We start from the raw sequence: 18,005 nt of genomic DNA, 5'->3' as shown, positions 1-18,005 counted from the left end.
TATAAAGCAACATATTAACTTCTTTTTGCTACCGAAATGCTTAAAGCTTAATAAAGCAACTCATATATTGCCTATAGAAAAAAGAAACTAATATGTTTCTTACGGGTAAATTGCAATATAGGGATTTCGTTATGAATTCACTTCTCGAATCGTTCGAAGAACGCCGAATCGTATTTAAGTTTAAGTAACACGATATGATGTGGCGTGTCGGTATGTCGCGCCAGCAATGTCAGCGTTTGGAATCTAGGGACAAGCCATGATTAGCGCGCAGTGTAGTCGTGTATCATGCGCATAATCGTTTGAATTAATTCGGCCCTATCGATAGGTTTGGCCACATGCGACTGCATACCTGCATCAATACATGAATTTCGCTCTTGCTCCATTGCGTTTGCCGTCAATGCGATAATGGGCACCTTGTCATATATAGACTGTTGACGAATAAAGCGGGTAGCTTCAATCCCGTCCATTTCGGGCATTTGCACGTCCATCAAAACGGCATCAAAAGCTCCCGGATGCGCGGCTAGCATCTCAAGGCAATGCTTACCGTTGTTGGCCAGCGCAACCGTCGCCCCAGCATTCTCTAGCATGGTAGCGGCAACCATCTGATTAATTTCATTGTCTTCTACAATCAATATATGATTGCTTTTCAAGCTACTGCTGGTGACGTCAACAATGTTGCCTTGCGGCTTATGGCGCAGGTTGTCGCTACCTGTGGAGGAGACGACTGCGTCATACAGTGTTGAGGGCGTGAAGGGTTTCGACACAATGCTGTCGAACGCAGTTTTGTCAGCTTGGCTGATGGTAAAGTTGCCGTCTTTAGCAATGAGCACACTCACGGTGCTCTCATTTTCTTGCTTGTAGCGTTTAAGTAAAACGAAGTCGTTTGCTGTTAGTTTTGTTTTATCGTCGATAATAATCACTTGGCGCTGTGCGTTTTGTCCTGTTCGCAGTGTCTTGAGTTCGCTCAAAGATGGTAACGCGCTAGAAATCCAGCCAAGCGTGGAGCAGCTTCGTTTTAAAATGGTCAGCGCGACTTCCGATGGGGTAATTAAAACGGCTTCGATATAGCCACTGTCATTGCCAACTTCCGGTTGACTGAAGAGTTTGGCATTGGGCGCTTTGTTGAGCCAAATATCGAACGAAAACAAAGAGCCTTTTGCGCTTTCACTGCTTACGCTAATGGTACCGCCCATCAGGTTAATGAGCTGTTTTACAATGCTCAAACCAAGACCTGTGCCGCCAAATTTTCGATGCGTATCGGTACTCGCCTGTGTAAATGCGCTAAACACCTCGGCCGCTTGCGTTTCACTCATACCAATACCGGTATCTTTAACAACAAACCCTAGGTTGATTTTATCGTTAGTCTCGCTCAGCAGTTTGACGATGAGTTTTATCTCGCCCTCTTCGGTAAATTTGATGGCGTTGTTTGTTAGGTTAAATAGGATTTGATTTAATCTAATTACGTCACCAATCGCTTCCCTAGGACAATTTGGGTCAATGTCTATCCACATATCAACGTTTTTGCCATACGCCGCACGGCCCATGATCTGGGCAGTATCGCGCAAGGCAACATCCAGTCCAAAACGCTGCTGAACGAGTTCTAATTTACCGGCCTCAATTTTTGAAAAGTCGAGAATGTCATCAATAATGCGTTTTAGCCCTTCAAAAGAGCGCATAGCGTGTTTGAGGTTATGATTGATTTTTTGCTGATCGCGCTCACCATAGGTTAATTGCAGCATTCCGAACAGACCGTTCATTGGAGTGCGTATTTCATGAGACATTTGCGCTAAAAACATAGCTTTGGCTTTCTCTGAGGCTTGCGCATCTTCTGCCAACTGCAAGGCCAGTATTTGGCTTTCGTTCATGCGCTTTACTAGCATGGTTACGTAACGGGCTACTGCAATAATCACAAAACAGACAACAGCTAAGCTTATCACTAAGGTCCACCAGAGCGATTCAAGTTTGTTCAGCGCAGACTTGCTCATCACTGAAAACACCCAAAAGCGACTTTCCTCAAGCCGCACGTTGCTTATGGGCGGCTCAATATTAGATACGCTAACAAATCGGTCTTGTTCGCGTAGTTGCGATGTTGAGAGCTCGTTAAGTGAGGCTAAATTGGCATAATCGGGAAATACATTATTGATGTTAAATGTAGGCTCTTCTATTAACCAACCCCATTCTTTTTGTGAAGGCGTTGAGATAAAGAAGCCACTGTCTTTTGCTACCCAATGCTCTAAACGTGCTTGCTGCTGCTGGAAAAACGCAAATGCTGCGCGTAAGTCAAAATTGAGTACTACCAGTCCAGACAATACTTCTCCATCGTAGTATTTTGCCGTCGCGCGAATGGTAGGACGATATGGCAATTCAATTGCCCCTTGCTCCAAATTTAAATCAATGGCCGACACGTATATCAGTTCGCTGCCCAGCATGCCTTTTTGAAAATAATCGCGTTCACCTTTTGCCTGCAGGTTGTCCTCATCAATCCAAACGAGCTCGCCTTTAGCACGCTCCATGCGGTAGATCTCATCGCCGACTTCATTGAGGTAGCGGATTTGGTAGAGGCTCGGTGTTGATAAAAACATGTTTTGCCATGCTTGTTTCAGCGGCGCAATATTTGATTGCGTGTTGAGGCTTTGCGACAGAAGCGGGCTATTGGCCGCTAAAAAGGCATTGTTTACTGCAATTTGCACAATGTCGTTGAGTTTTGTCGTCAAACGATAATTAAGTTCGGTGCTTTCCTCTACAAATTCGCTCTCGGTGGCGGTGCGCTCGCTGCGCCATAAGGAATAGGCGGCAAAGCTCGACAATCCTATGCAAAAAAGGGCAAAAGACCATATGGCCAATCTGATCATTGGATGATGTTGCAAGGTTAACCCCGAATAATTCTATACTTTAGTTTAATAGTTGAACACACACCAGACGCTGTGTACAGTCAATCTTCACGTGAATACTTTCTTTTGTTGAGCCCTTGAGGTTACACTCAATGATGAATATAAAACCGCCTAGTGCAACAAACCTTATATAGCGAGTCACCCATGCTTTTAGTATCTACTTTTGCTCCTTGTTTTCGGCATTACTTTGTTAAACCGCTTGTTATTGCTAGCGCGTTGTTAACATTCAGTGCAGCAAGTTTGTCTTATGATCGCATTACCGGCGAGCCTTTTGCCACCCGCTCTGAGGTCATAGCGCAAAACGGCATGGCAGCTACCAGTCAGCCGCTGGCCACTCAAGTTGCATTAGATGTGCTCAAATCGGGCGGAAATGCGATAGATGCCGCTATTGCGGCAAACGCCATGTTGGGCTTAGTTGAACCAACCGGTTGCGGCATTGGCGGCGATTTGTTTGCTATTGTATGGGATGCAGAAACCAAAAAGCTCTATGGACTTAATGCATCTGGGCGCTCACCGCAAAGCTTAGAAATGTCGCATTTTATCGACAAGGGCTTGAGTAAAATTCCAAAGTTTGGTCCGCTGCCCGTTTCGGTGCCGGGAGCAGTTGACGGTTGGTTTATGCTGTCGGAGCGTTTTGGCACTAAACCTATGCAGGAGCTATTAGCGCCATCTATTGAATATGCAAAAAATGGGTTTCCGGTAAGTGAACTCATTGCTTATTATTTTGAGCTTAACCAAAAGCGTATTGGACAATACCCAGGTTTTACAGAGACGTTTACCATTAATGGAAAAACACCCAAAAAGGGCGAGATATTCCGCAATCCGGCGTTGGCCAACACCTATGAAAAAATTGCCACAGGAGGGCGTGATGCTTTTTATAAAGGCGATATTGCCCGCGTGATTGGTGCATTTATGCAGGAGCAGGGCGGATTTTTAAGCTACGAAGATATGGCCGCGCATTATTCAGAATGGATTGAGCCTGTCTCAGCCAATTATCGCGGATACGATGTATGGGAGCTTCCGCCAAATGGGCAGGGGATTGCTGCGCTGCAAATTTTAAACGTGCTGGAGCTATACGACATTGAAGGAATGGGTCGTGATTCGGCTGAGTTTGTGCACACATTTGTGGAAGCCAAAAAACTCGCTTTTGAAGACAGAGCGAAATTTTATGCTGACCCGAACTTCAATAAAATCCCCACCCAAAAGCTTATTTCAAAAGAATATGCAAAACAGCGCCAAGCGCTCATTTCACCTACTACTGCAGCAAAGCGTGTTGATGCTGGCAAACATGAAGGAGATACCATCTACCTAACGGTGGCCGATAAGTTTGGTAACATGATTTCGCTTATTCAAAGTAACTATAGAGGGATGGGATCGGGCATGATCCCCACCGACCTTGGCTTTGTGTTACAAAATAGAGGCGAGATGTTTGCACTCAAAGAGGGCCATTTTAATCAATACGCGCCGGGTAAACGTCCGTTTCATACCATTATTCCTGCATTTGTCACCCGCAATAACGAGCCTCTTATGAGCTTCGGCGTGATGGGCGGGGGAACGCAACCGCAAATGCATGCGCAGATTATTGTGAACATGATTGACTTTGGCATGAACTTACAAGAAGCCGGAGATGCCCCGCGGATTCTTCACTCAGGCTCGAGCACCCCCGAAGGTGACATTATGACCGACGGCGGTTATGTGAGTTTGGAATCGGGATTTTCATATAAAACGCGGCGTGAGCTGATGAAAATGGGTCATACCATACAAGATGTAAACGGCGCGTATGGCGGATATCAGGCCATTCTCTTTGACGCAAAAAATCAGGTATACTATGGAGCCTCAGAATCGCGAAAAGACGGTCAGGCCGCAGGCTACTGAGCCTTTGCGATACAGCCCAAAGATTTGCTCAACATTAGGAAGTTTGTTTAATCACTATGACGCAACCACAAAAAGGTATCTGCGCCGAGCCCAATTTACATGCCCAGTACTTGCTGTTTAACGTAGTAGACGACGACATGTCGGCTGTGCGCAGCAAGCTTGCAGCATGCTTAGATATGTTTGACCATTTCGACGACGAGCATTACGAGGCGATGGTGTCGGGCGTTATTGGCGTGGGCAGTAATTTTTGGGCAGAGCTCTATCCTGGGGCTATGCCAAATGCGCTGGCACCGTTTCCTGATATGCAGTCAGAAGATAGATGTGCGCCGGTGATCCCCTGCGATTTGTTTGTGCAAATACGCGCCGACCGCCTCGATATTTGCCATGCGGTGGGCATTCGCGTTATGGAAATATTGCGTTTACATACCGAACTGGTAGAACAAATACGGGCATTTAGATACCTAGACGGGCGAGACCTGACCGGATTTGTGATTACCGACGATAACCCTCGCGGCATGAAAAAGTTTGAGATTGCGACAGTCGGACAAGAAGATGCTGATTTTATCGGCGGCAGCTATATTCATGTGCAGCGCTATCGTCATGATATGACGCGATGGCAGGCACTGTCTGAAAAGCGCCAAGAAGATATAATGGGTAAAACCAAAGAGCATAATTTGCCCGTGGTTGATTCTGGGCTGTCTTCTCATGCCTTTCGCACAAAAATTACCGGTGCGAATGGTCAGTTTCCTATTTTGCTCAATCAAAGCATGCCCTATGGCAATATGAGCGTGCAAGGCCTGTATTTTGTGAGCTGTGCAAGCCATCCTAATGCCTTTAAAAACTTGCTACACAGCAGAATATACGGCGATCAGAATGGACACTATGACCGTTTGCTAGACTATTCAAACGCGGAGACAGGTGCGTCGTTCTTTGCCCCTTCAATTGCCTTTATTCGCTCTCATGCTGAAGATTAAACAAAGCGCTAATTTGATTTAAAGGCGAACCATGCCGTCCCATTCTTTATTATTAACAGCGCGCTTACATATTCGCAGGTGATGCTTTATCGCGCTGTCGTTAGGAAAACTACTTAAGCAAGACTCAAAGTGGCTCAGAGCGGTCTTTAGATAACCGTCTTCACGCAGTTTAATGCCGTCTTTAATGGCTTCGCCAGCCAGCAGCTTTTGCTCTTTGACCGCTTCAGGCAGGTGCGATACTACCTCAACTACTGGGGTAGCCACCGACTTACCTTTCAAAACGATATTGTCGAGCAGTCGGTACTCAAACTCGGTTTTGCTTGAGGCCAGCAAGATGGCGCTGTGGCTTGCTAAAATGTCTGAATTAAAATAACGACACAGACTTTCAATACGCTGAGCGACGTTTACCGTGTCGCCAATAACGGTGGTGTCCATGCGGTCATCACTGCCCACAGTGCCGAGAACAACCGGCCCAAAATGCAGACCAATACCGTTTTTCACAGGCGCATATTGGCTGCTCGCACGATGGTTATTGTAAAGCGTTAACGCTACTTGAATTTCCAGCGCTGCGCGCACTGCATCGTAGGCTTTGTCGGCATCATCGCCCTGGGGGCGGTCGAATAAGGCCATAATGGCATCGCCAATAAACTTGTCAATAAAGCCATTGTTTTGGTGGATGGGCGCATTCATGCGCAAAAAATAGGAATTCAGAAAGTACATCAGCTCTTGTGGCGACATCTTTTCAGACAGTGAAGTGAAACCGCGAATATCGCAAAATAAAATGGCGACACGGTCTTCGTCTGCTCGGCCTAGCTCAAGACTTGTGCCGCCGGTTTTTGCGAAGTGCTCAACAAACTGGCGCGGAACAAATTTTTGAAAGGTCTGATGCAGCCGCATCGCCTCGTCTGCTTTTGCCTCAATGGTTGCGTCCATCATGGCTTGGCGTTTTTTAAATGCGGCTTTTTGGGTTAATTCGGCGCTTTGAGCATTATTCCACGTGCGAATATACACAAGCGTAATGATCACGGCATATACAACAACGAGGCCTAGCAATACTTCTAGCACTAATCGCGCCTTCCCAGTTTATTTATCTATTGATGCAAATGCTTTATCGGCCGCCGCCAAAGTATCAGCAACAATTTGTGCAGTGTGGGCTTTTGAAACGAAACCTGCCTCGTAGGAGGCAGGGGCTAAATATACCCCGTTTTCGAGCATGGCATGATAAAACTGATTAAACTGCTTTGTGTTGCAGTTAATGGCCTGCTGGTAATTAGTGACCTTTTCCACATCGGTGAAGAAAATGCCGAACATACTTCCGGCCACGTTGATACTGAGCGGAACACCATGTTTGTGCGCTAGGTCTCGCATGCCTTCTGCAAGATTGCGCGTATTCTCGAAAATAGAGTCGTAAAAACCGTCTGCTGCGATTTGTTTAATAGCCGCTAGGCCTGCTGCCATGGCAACTGGGTTACCTGAGAGCGTGCCGGCTTGATAAATCGGTCCGGTGGGCGCGATGTGGGTCAAGATATGCTTTTTACCGCCGAATGCGCCAACGGGCATGCCGCCGCCAATCACTTTGCCCAAACAGGTTAAATCAGGTATTACACCAAAACGCTCTTGTGCACCGCCGCGAGATACTCTAAATCCGGTCATTACTTCATCGAATATCAATACGCTGTGATACGAATCACAAATCGCTCGCAAGCCTTCCAAGAACCCGTCTACCGGCGGGATACAGTTCATATTTCCTGCAACAGGTTCTACAATGATGCACGCGATATCGTCACCGTGCTCGTCAAAGGCAGCTTGAACCGACTCGATATTGTTAAATTCAACGGTAAGAGTATGTTTTGCAAAATCGTCGGGCACACCGGGAGAGCTCGGAACGCCCAAAGTTAACGCGCCGCTGCCGGCTTTAACAAGCAGTGAGTCGGCGTGACCGTGGTAACAACCTTCAAATTTTAAAATTTTGTTTTTGCTGGTGTATCCGCGTGCAAGGCGGATGGCGCTCATAGTGGCCTCGGTACCGGAGTTTACCATGCGCACCATTTCCATAGACGGCACGATAGACGATACCAACTCCGCCATTTCTACTTCAGCTTCGGTTGGTGCGCCATAGCTTAGGCCAAACTCAGATGCGTCAATCACCGCTTGACGAATAACTGGGTTGTTATGGCCTAAAACCATCGGTCCCCAAGACTGGATGTAATCTATGTAACGATTACCGTCAACGTCCCACATATATGGTCCATCGGTACGCTGAATAAAGCGGGGCGTGCCGCCAACCGCTTTAAATGCTCTTACCGGAGAATTAACGCCGCCGGGAATGGTTTTTTGTGCGCGTTCGAACAATATTTCAGATTTTGTCATAGATTGTATTTTACTCTCGTTGCTTGTGAGTGCTATTGCAATGGCGAAGGGCGCTCGTTGCTATATTTTCTAACTATTAGTCTTTACGAATTATTTGCCTAAAGGTTTGTTGCTGAACCAATGCACGGGTCGGTCAAAGTCGCTGACTTTATCGGCAACTCCTAAAGTGAGTGCAAACAGCGCCATCCTCACCAATACGCCATTGTCAGTTTGTCTAAAAATGGCGAGATTAGGATGCATGTTTAAATCGTTGTCGAGCTCATTCGCCTCAGCACGTGAGTCACGTGGGAGGGGATGCATAATGACCGTCTGTGATTTAAAATGCTGCGTGTAAATCTGTTGGTTCAAGCGAAATTTACCGCGGTATTTATTGGCCTCATCTTGCGACGGAAAACGTTCCTCTTGTATCCGCGTTTGATAACAAATGTCTGCCTCAACTATGCCTTCGAGCTGTTCGGTAATAATCAGTTCGTGGCCTGCATTCACTATTGTGTCGCACACGCTCGACGGCATGCACAGCTCACTTGGTGAAATGAGCGTGAATTTAACCTTGTTAAACAGGCTCAACATTTTAGCGAGGGAATGCACCGTGCGCCCAAACTTTAAGTCACCAATCATCGCGATATGTAAATGATCGATGCCAGCGCCTTGTGAGGCGCGCTCTTTGGCAATGGTATAAAGGTCGAGCAGTGCTTGGGTGGGGTGTTCGTTGGCGCCGTCACCACCGTTGATCACCGGTACTCGGCTACCATGGGCAAACTCTGCTACCGAGCCTGAAACCGGGTGGCGCATGGCAATAATATCGCTGTATCCGCTAAGCACTCTGGCGGTGTCATACAGTGATTCACCTTTTGCCAGCGCTGAACTGCTCATGCCGGTTGTTTCTCTGACTTCACCGCCAAGCAGATTAAAAGCCGTTCCAAAGCTTACACGTGTTCGCGTACTGGCCTCAAAAAATAAATTGCCCAAAATAGCACCGTCGAGCACCTGCGTGCGCTTCTCACGTTTGGCATAAGGCAGCATCATATCGGCCACTTTGAATACCTGTTCAACCGCGCTGCGGTCAAATTGATTAACGCTTAAAATATGTTGTCCAGTAAAGCCTGACATAAAGATATGGGATAAAGTGAAAGTGCTCGCAGTGTAGCAAATTTTATGGTTTAGATGCGAATATTCGAGCTCACAAACACACTGTTTTTTGATCTTAAATGTTCAATAATCAGCACGCCCCTCGAATTATTAGAACAGCTGCTTAAACGCGCCTTACGAAAATTTAACAATACTAGACTAGACAGTCTAGTATTTATATTCTAGCATTATCGAAATGAGATATCAGACAATAGTTTTAAGGTCTGCTTGGGCAAAACAGCGTGGCTAATCTGCATGGCTAATTTGCATGGCCAATATGCGAGACGAGCTACACGACTAATATGCGTAAACAAGTAGCGCAAAGGAAACGATATGAGTAACTTCACGGATGCAATTTTGCGCCGACCTAAACGTTTATTAATTGCACTCGCTGCGCTATGTTTTGCCTTACTAGCTTTACTGATGCTGCTTTCAGGGAGTGACAGCTCACAGGCCTATACCGCCGATGAAATGCTAGTGGTGCAAAATGCTGCGGTAGAGGTTCAAGAAATCACCATGCAGTCTCGTTTTAGCCGTCAGCGTGTTGTGTATGGTCAGGTAGAGTCGGCCAAACAATCGAACCTAGGCTTTGAGCTTGCTGGCGTATTGCAGTCATTATACGTAACTGAAGGGCAAAGCGTTGCAAAAGGCGAGTTATTAGCCTCACTTGATTTAGCGAGGCTCGAGGCGAGCGCAAATGAAGTAGATGCCGCATTAAAAAGGGCACAAGCTGACGCTACGCTTGCAACACTGTCGTTAAATCGAGTGCGCGATTTGGTAAACGCTAAACTCGAACCTCAACAGCGTTTAGATGAGGCGAAAGCAGCGCTAGATGCGGCCAATGCTTTAGTGGCCGAAGTAGAGGCTCGCTTGGCCAGTGTGCAGGTTGAAAAACAAAAGTCTCAGTTGTTGGCACCGTTTGACGGGCAGGTGTTTGCACAGCTTGCTGATGAAGGCACGGTGCTTGGGCCGGGGCAGGCTGTTTTTTCAATGATTTCAGCCAACACGCTTGAAGCGCGCTTTGGTTTACCTGAAAACACCGCGTTTGGTTTGCAAATTGGGGAGCGTTATCCACTTTCGTTGGGAGACACGCAGTTTATGGCGACGGTAAAGTCTATTGCTAAGCTGCGCACCCTAGCCACGCGCACGGTTGACGCGGTATTTACAATAGATCAAGCAAGTTTATCTCCTGACCAGCTCTTAGCCTTGGTAAGTGGAGATTTAGTCAGTATTTCGGTAGACCTAGAGGTAGATAAAACCGGCGCATGGGTGCCTTTGAGTGCACTTGCAAATGGCGTGCGCGGTTTATGGACGGTGCTTGTATATCAGTCTGAAGACAGCACCCTTGCACCCCGCACGGTATCTGTTGAGCATCTCGACGCTGAGCGGGCGTACATTTCAGGGGCTATACAAGATGGCGATAAGGTGGTGGTAAACGGTACGCATCGATTTACGCCGGGTCAAAAAGTTTTGCAGGTGCGCACAATCGCGCCTGATAACGCTAAAACCCAAGTACAAGAAGCTCGCTAGTATGGCTAATATTACCGAACGTCCGCCATGGTACACCGCATTTTTCCGTAAGGGCCACTTGCTTGCCCTTAGTATCATTATCATTCTGGTGGCAGGTTTATCCGCCGTGCAGAATTTACCTCGCCTTGAAGACCCGCGGATCGACCTACGCAACGTCATTGTTCTAACCAGTTACCCCGGTGCATCGGCAGAGCGCGTTGAAGCGCTAGTGACCGACGTGCTCGAGGACGAGCTCAGGCAACTGTTTGAAGTAAAAGAACTTAAATCTACCTCAAAGGCTGGGTTCTCGTCGATTTCTGTTGAGCTACAAGACAGCGTTGACAATAGTAATAATCAGCAAATATTTTCAAAAATACGCGATGCTATTAACGATGCGTCGGTGCGCTTTCCTGAGGGTGCTATGCCGCCGGTTTTAGAAGATAAGCGGGGCGCAACGGCATTTACACTTATTTTTGCGGTATCGCCAGAAATCGCAGACAACACCGAACTGACTCTCACCGGCAGAATGGCGCAAGAACTCGCCGACCGCTTGCGTAATGTGCCCGGCACTGAATTAGTGCGAGTGTACGGCGAGCCACAAGAAGAAATCACGGTTACTTTAGATGCTCAGCAGTTGGCGCTTACAGGCATGAGTCTGCAGCAGGTAAGCGAACGCATTCGCTCTGCCGATGCGAAACTGCCCGCAGGTGTTTTATACAACGCTCAGCGCGACATACGAGTGCAGGTAGCAGAGCCGCTTGAGTCGGTGTCTATCGTAGCAAATACGCCTATTGTGACTGATAACGGCGACTTTCTCAGATTAGACGATATCGCCCATATCAAACGTACTGAGCGCCAACCCGCGCAAAATATCGCGTTGCTAAACGGCGAGCGAACCATATTTGTTGCCTTGCGCATGCAGACCACTGTCCGTGTTGATCAATGGACCGAATCGATTGTTAGCAAGGCGCAGCAGTTTAATAATGAGTTTGCCGGAAGCGTTCGGGCCGATATTATTTTTGAGCAAAACAAATACACAGAGCAGCGACTTTCTGAACTGAGCAATAATCTCTTACTTGGCTCGGTGGTAGTGATGTTTGTGGTGCTCTTTTTTATGGGCGCAAAAGCTGCTTGGATTGTAGGACTAGCGCTGCCGCTTTGTGCCGCATTTGCTATTTTTAGCTTGAGTTTTTTCAATCAGCAGATTCATCAAATGTCGATATTCGGCATTATCATCGCCATTGGCCTTTTAATCGATAACGCCATTGTTATTACCGACGAAATACGCTTAAACCTTCAAAACACCAGCATGAGCCGCTTAGCGGTGCTGCAAAAAAGTATTAAACATTTGTTTGCGCCGCTACTTGCCTCAACATTGACCACCATTTTAGGTTTTATGCCGGTATTTTTGTTGAACGGCAATATCGGTGATTTTATTGGGGGCATTGCCATCAGTGTGGTAATGGCTTTAGTGGGTTCGTTGGCAATTTCTCTTACCGTGATTGCAGCGCTGGCCGCGCGTTATTTACCACGCGACAATAGTGTTGAGCATCCTTGGTTTTTACGCGGCTTTCAAGCTCCCTCTATTTCTGGCGCTTTCTCGGCCTTGTTGACCAAATTTATCGTTAAGCCAATATTGGTTTTGCCGGTCATTGTCGTATTTTGTTTGAGCGGTTTTGTGCTGTCGACCACTTTAGATAACGTGTTTTTCCCTAGCGCTGATAGAGACCAGTTTGAAATGTACGTGTTTTTGCCCAGCGGAAGCTCGATTGACCAAACATACGCGCTCACCCTTGAGATTGACGAATATTTGCGTGAGAAAGACAGTATTGAACAGCTCACATGGTTAATCGGTGCGTCTACACCGTCGGTGTATTACAACCAAGTGATGACGCGAGATAATAGTTCAGAGTTTGCCAATGCAGTGTTTACTATGCAAAGCGTTGCGGCAGCCGAAAATTTAGTCTCTCGTCTGCATTTTGAGATACAAGACCGGTTTCCCGAAGCAAAAATTGTGGTGCGCAAGTTTGGACAAGGTCCGCCCATTGCATCACCTATTGAAGTGGATATTTATGGACCTGATTTAGAGGTGCTCGACCAGCTAGGCCAGAAAGTGCGGCTCGCCATGACAAATATTGAGGGGCTGACCCAATCTACCGCGTCGGTAAAAATGAACGAAGCGCAACTGCGCTATCAGGTGTCAGAAAACCAAACTTATTTGGCTCAGCTTTCACTTAACGAAATCGCGGCGCAGCTGCAAACTGCGCTGTCTGGCGCAACGGGAGGCTCTGTACTGGAGGGCACAGAAGAAATGCCGGTACGAGTACGCATCGACAATGCGCAGCGCAGCAGTTTGAGCGCCCTTGAAGCACTTCCGTTAATTAATCAAAACATCCGACAAACCGGACCACTTGGCGTAGCCAGTCTTGGCCGCTTTGAACTTGAGCCTAGTATCAGCTCTATTACCCGAGAAAACGGCGAGCGAGTGAACAAAGTGCAGGCATACTTGCTACCCGGAGTGCCGGCAGTGACCGCGAGCAATGCGCTAAGAGAGGCGCTTGAAAATAAGGGCCTAACACTGCCTGAGGGCTATCGAATTAAAATGGCTGGAGACGCCGATGAACAGCAACAGGCCCTAGGGCAACTGGCAACCTATGCGCCGGTGTTATTGGTATTGATGATCACCTCGTTGATATTGAGCTTTTCAAGTGTGCGCTTTGCCGGCGTTATTGCTACGGTGGCCATCTTGTCCGTTGGTTTGGGTTTTTTAAGTTTATGGTTGTCGGGATTACCCATTGGCTTTAACCCGCTTCTGGGCAGTGCTGGGCTTATCGGCGTAGCAATTAATGGCTCCATTGTAGTCATCGCTTCTATTGCTGCAAATGAAAAGGCCATGCTTGGCGACATAGGTGCAATTGTAGATGAGACCATGAGCTGCTCTCGGCACATTCTATCGACCACCTTTACAACAGTGGGCGGATTAATTCCTTTGTTGCTGTTCTCCGATGGAAGCTTTTGGCCTCCTCTGGCCGTAGTCATTGCAGGCGGCGTCGGCTTTTCTGTTATACTATCGCTCATATTCACCCCAACTTTGGTGGCCGCTCTATGTCGTCTTCGCGAAAAACGCAGAGCCTTTATGCGCAAAGCCTTAAAAAATTAGCCGCGTGGTGGGATACCGATTGTGCTTTTTGCCGACAAACACGGTATATCATCATATGGGCAATTTTGATGATGGTGCTATACCTTTATGTCTGGCAATGAAACAAGCGACACAATCTATATTCGAGGAGTCTCATCTCATAACGGCATAACCACCCTTATTGTCGGCGGTGTTGCGCTGATGATTGGGAATCTCACCATTACCTTATTGCCTGAGCTATTCTTTTTAGCAGGTATTTTAGTTATCGCCGCCGGTATCATCGCCCTTACTATGGGGTTCTTTAAAATCCGCGAGCCCAAATACAGCCTCGAAATCACCAAACAACATCTTGTGTATCACCATCGTTTAGGTAAATGGCGCATTGAGTGGGACAATCTGCAGCGTGTTGACGTACCACGTGTGCACAAAGGCCTAGAGCACATCGATTTAGAGATGGTGGGTTTTAGGCTGAAAGACCCCGAGGCCATGCTGGCCAATATTTCGCCGCGCCTTATTACGCATCTGCTAATGGAGCAGCGCCCATTAGTTGCTCAAATTGAACTGTCTAATTGCGAATCAGGTCGTTGCTATGGGGATGACCTAATTGAAGACGCAAAATACAAAATGCGAAGTGGCGAGCTGATAAAAGGCGTGACGGCGATGTTTGCCAACCGCATGCGAAAATTACAAAGCGGACTCGGTTATGACGTGTTTATATCTGTTAATGAGCTAGACCGCAGTGCCCACGAATTTGTAGCCTTGATTCGTCAGTGCCATGACAGTGTAAAGGCATCTGCCGTGCGGGCAGACGATACGCACAACAGCGCCGCTCCCATACAAGACTAAATGCTCTGGCCGATGAATGCCGCTTACACGAAACGCTGGCGACGCCTTGACCAATCGCTTTCCAACAAGCTCATTTCTGCGACTAGCTCTTCAATCTTGTCTTCGTAATGGTAATGGGGGTCTTTTTTAAGCGCCGCTTCAATCTCAAAACACATTGCCTGTAAACGCGGTACTCCGGTGTAACAGCAAGCGCCATGTAGTTTGTGAATACTCGCTAATACGTTTTCGATTTGATGATGATCGCCATAATGAGCAATGTCTTTTTTATGTTCGCTGAGGTGAGTAATAAAATCATCCATAAATGACATTGCCACCTCGGGGTTTTGATTTGAACGAAACATAGCGAGTTCCCAATCAATGCTCTCTGGTAGCTTGTCGACACTCTGCTCGGGCATGTCGCACCATTCATTAATGAGTTCGATGAGGTTGTCGAGCTGTATAGGCTTTGACAAAAAGTCTTCTAAGCCCGATTCAAAAAAGTGCTGTTTTTCTGCCTCTAACGCGTGGGCGGTTACTGCGATGATAGGCGTGCCCATATTGCGTGTGGTTTTGCGAATATGTTTAGTGGTTTCAATACCGTCCATAGAGGGCATTTGAATGTCCATCAATATGAGGTCGTATTCAACTTGCTCACACTTTTTAATTGCGCTGGCGCCGTCGTAGGCTAAGTCGAGGGTGATTGGCGATTTTTTAAGCCAAGTCTCAAGCAGCCGTAAATTGAGCTCCATATCGTCTACTGCAAGCATCCTCACGCTGGGCAATTGCATGATCTGACGCTCATTCACCGACGGTTTAGCAAGCTGCACCGTGGATTCGAGTGCAGCAATTTTACGAGCGGTCAGCGGTAGGCGAACTACTTTGGTTGATACCGGCAGAATGCTCATCAGTGGGTTAGGGGGCGAAGGGCCGGAGAACAGCAGTACCGTATTGGCTGGCGCAAAGTCTTTGAGTTGGTCAAATATCAGATGACGCTGTGCGGCGTCTTTCAGAGCTAAGGTCACAAATAAATAAGCGTCTTCAACTAGATGCTCACGTAATATCGGTAAAGATTCAAAACTACTGACCTCAAATCCGCTCAACTTAAGCTGACTTGCCAGCGTGCGCCGTGAGGCCTCCCATTTATCGAATACAAAGGCTTTGCGGCCCATGAACGGCAATACTTCATTTTTGTTTGAGGTGAGAGGCTGCACTTTAAACGGAATTTGCGCTTCAAATGTGCTGCCCTGAGATGGGGCTGACTGCACTGTGAGCTCGCCATGCATTAAGTATACAAGCTCCTGACAAATAACTAGCCCAAGTCCGGTGCCTTGATAAGAGCGATTGAGTTCGTCATCGAGCTGATGAAATGCGGTGAAAATACTGTTTACATCGTTTTCGCTAATGCCTATGCCTGAGTCTTCAATCTTAATAGAGAGCAGGCATTCCACACTGGTTAACGAGAGTACTTTTGCTCTGAGTGCAACGTGCCCGTAATTTGTAAACTTCAATGCATTACTGATTAGATTGGTAAGCAGTTGTTTAAGCCTAAACACATCCCCGATCAAATACTTGGGCATGTCGTCTACGTCGTAAATAAATTCTAGCTGTTTGAGATGCGCAGTTTTTGACATCGTCGCAGCAATATCTTCAAACAAGTCTTTAGGGCGAAACGGTTTGGCGTTAAGACTTAGGTGCCCGGCCTCCATTTTTGAGAAGTCCAGAATGTCGTTAACTAAGGTTAAGAGGTCGGATGCTGCTGAATTTACAATTTTAATATGCTCTTCGCGCTCAGCCACGTTTACCTTCGACTCGAGCTCCTTGCTAAAGCCAATAATGGCGTTAAGAGGAGTTCGGATTTCGTGAGACATATTGGCAAGGAACTGCGATTTTACTTCACTCGCCTTCACCGCATCACGTCGGGCCATTTCGAGGTGTACGTTTTGTTCTTCAACTAAAATGAAGTTGTTTTCAGCATCTGCTCTTGCTTGGACGAGCTCTGTTTCAAGTTCGCTTTGAGTACGACTCACAATTGCCAGTAAAAAAGCGCCGGCCTGAATGTTAAGCGCCAGTTGAAATAGTTGGGCGTTAAAGGTGTTAGTTGATAAATATCCAAAAATATAAAGGGTGCTGAGGATTGCACCAAGCGACATTATGGCCCAACCAATCATAATAGGTCTGGCGGGCACATATTGATGTTTAAAAGCCTGTAAGGCGCTTAAAAAGTTGATGCCCAAACCGCTAAACCCAACTGAATACGTCACAATAAAGCGCCATTCAATGGATAAAGAGGGCACTTGTAAAAGTAGCAGTCCAAGCGCGGCAATGCCCACAAACATGATTAAACTGAGTCTGAGCTGTTTGGAATAGAGTGTTTTTGGCAGTAAATTGAGCGTAAAGGCAGAGCTCGAAATGCCCAGCAATATGAGCAGTTCTTCGGGCTTTAAAATGTTAAATAGTGCAGAAAACTGGCCACCAAGCAAATGGCTGTGCCCACTCCAGTTCAGTTGCCATAAAAGCACAATGGCAATATGACTGAAAAACAAGAGATTGTTAATACTCGGATAATTAAACGAAAAGGTGATGGCATACATAGCCAAGATCAGGATTGCGCCGTAAAATCCTCCCCACAATAAAAAGTCAATTTGATTGGTTAAATCGTGCACGGCCTCTGGCTGAATATAGATAGGCGCAAGCAGTGACATGCTCGATGAGGAGGCATAGAGAAAAATGTCGATGGTTTCATCTTTGGGCAGCGAAAACTCGAACGTGGGATTTGCATAGCGGGAGGTTTTATTTTTGATGCCGTCGGTGCCTTGGTAAATCACATCACCGCGATACATCAAATAAAGTTGTGCATCTTGTAACTGCGCGAATCTGACTGATAGGACCCAGTCATTCAGCTCGGTCTGATTGGTCACGCGAGCATGAAACCAAAGTCCGTCGCGGACAAATCCAAAGTTAGACTGTTGTGAAAACTGGTACGGCATCGTGTCTTTATTGGCGCGAAAACTGTCGAAGCTCAACGGTTCTCCATCTTGCCAATACACCGCAAATTTAGGCGTGACTAATTCGGCATCTTCGGTCTGCGTAAGCACAATTTTATTGTCGGCGAGCGCCTGCGGAACATGCAGCACAAGCAGGCTCAAACAGAGAAACATACAAAACGCGACATTCGACATGAGTTTATTCAATGAGAAGTTATGCTTTTATGAAAAATGCGATACCATGAGCCTAATATAAAGATTCCTGTTGAATAAGTATACATGGCTTGTTCAAACACTTTTTACCCTATGA

At 46.9% G+C, this 18,005-nt stretch carries 10 protein-coding genes; 5 read left to right on the top strand and 5 right to left on the bottom strand.

Features of this window, described 5'->3' with window-relative positions; translation table 11 throughout:
- Nucleotides 1-260: 260 nt before the first annotated feature.
- Entirely contained in the window at nucleotides 261-2,843 is a 2,583-nt protein-coding gene (locus ACFO4O_RS12490; protein WP_382409021.1) for a response regulator, read from the bottom strand.
- Between the two features lie 192 nt (nucleotides 2,844-3,035).
- On the opposite strand from ACFO4O_RS12490, the gene ggt reads away from it, so the two are divergent.
- A complete protein-coding gene (gene ggt / locus ACFO4O_RS12485; protein ID WP_382409019.1) occupies nucleotides 3,036-4,766 on the top strand; it encodes a gamma-glutamyltransferase in 1,731 nt (576 codons plus the stop codon).
- A gap of 56 nt (nucleotides 4,767-4,822) precedes the next feature.
- Nucleotides 4,823-5,740 carry a Dyp-type peroxidase gene (locus ACFO4O_RS12480; RefSeq protein WP_382409017.1) on the top strand — a complete coding sequence of 306 codons (918 nt, stop codon included), beginning with the start codon at nucleotides 4,823-4,825 and terminating at the stop codon, nucleotides 5,738-5,740.
- Between the two features lie 18 nt (nucleotides 5,741-5,758).
- Here the strand turns inward: ACFO4O_RS12480 and ACFO4O_RS12475 are convergent, their stop codons facing one another.
- From ACFO4O_RS12475 to ACFO4O_RS12465, 3 genes are all read right to left on the bottom strand, one after another.
- Entirely contained in the window at nucleotides 5,759-6,805 is a 1,047-nt protein-coding gene (locus tag ACFO4O_RS12475; protein WP_382409015.1) for an adenylate/guanylate cyclase domain-containing protein, read from the bottom strand.
- An 18-nt stretch (nucleotides 6,806-6,823) separates the two neighbouring features.
- Nucleotides 6,824-8,110: a glutamate-1-semialdehyde 2,1-aminomutase gene (gene hemL, locus ACFO4O_RS12470; protein ID WP_382409013.1), complete on the bottom strand. Its 1,287-nt coding sequence runs from the start codon at nucleotides 8,108-8,110 to the stop codon at nucleotides 6,824-6,826.
- Nucleotides 8,111-8,200: 90 nt separating this feature from the next.
- Nucleotides 8,201-9,220 carry an aspartate carbamoyltransferase gene (locus ACFO4O_RS12465; RefSeq protein WP_382409011.1) on the bottom strand — a complete coding sequence of 340 codons (1,020 nt, stop codon included), beginning with the start codon at nucleotides 9,218-9,220 and terminating at the stop codon, nucleotides 8,201-8,203.
- A 351-nt stretch (nucleotides 9,221-9,571) separates the two neighbouring features.
- Between ACFO4O_RS12465 and ACFO4O_RS12460 the strand changes: the two genes are divergently transcribed.
- The 3 genes from ACFO4O_RS12460 (at nucleotide 9,572) to ACFO4O_RS12450 (ending at nucleotide 14,732) form a co-directional block, all read left to right on the top strand.
- A complete protein-coding gene (locus ACFO4O_RS12460) occupies nucleotides 9,572-10,768 on the top strand; it encodes an efflux RND transporter periplasmic adaptor subunit (protein WP_382409009.1) in 1,197 nt (398 codons plus the stop codon).
- A gap of 1 nt (nucleotide 10,769) precedes the next feature.
- On the top strand, nucleotides 10,770-13,907 hold the full coding sequence (locus ACFO4O_RS12455; RefSeq protein ID WP_382409007.1) for an efflux RND transporter permease subunit: 3,138 nt from the start codon (nucleotides 10,770-10,772) through the stop codon (nucleotides 13,905-13,907).
- Nucleotides 13,908-13,994: 87 nt separating this feature from the next.
- On the top strand, nucleotides 13,995-14,732 hold the full coding sequence (locus ACFO4O_RS12450; RefSeq protein ID WP_382409005.1) for a DUF2982 domain-containing protein: 738 nt from the start codon (nucleotides 13,995-13,997) through the stop codon (nucleotides 14,730-14,732).
- 23 nt (nucleotides 14,733-14,755) lie between these two features.
- On the opposite strand, the gene ACFO4O_RS12445 is transcribed toward ACFO4O_RS12450, so the two are convergent.
- The gene (locus ACFO4O_RS12445) at nucleotides 14,756-17,902 is read right to left on the bottom strand and encodes a response regulator (protein ID WP_382409003.1); all 3,147 of its coding nucleotides are present in this window, start codon (nucleotides 17,900-17,902) and stop codon (nucleotides 14,756-14,758) included.
- Nucleotides 17,903-18,005: the final 103 nt, after the last annotated feature.

It is taken from the genome of Glaciecola siphonariae (assembly GCF_042652645.1).
Classification (GTDB): domain Bacteria; phylum Pseudomonadota; class Gammaproteobacteria; order Enterobacterales; family Alteromonadaceae; genus Glaciecola; species Glaciecola siphonariae.
Note: the sequence above shows the minus strand (reverse complement) of the source record. Positions and strands in the feature narration are given on the sequence as shown.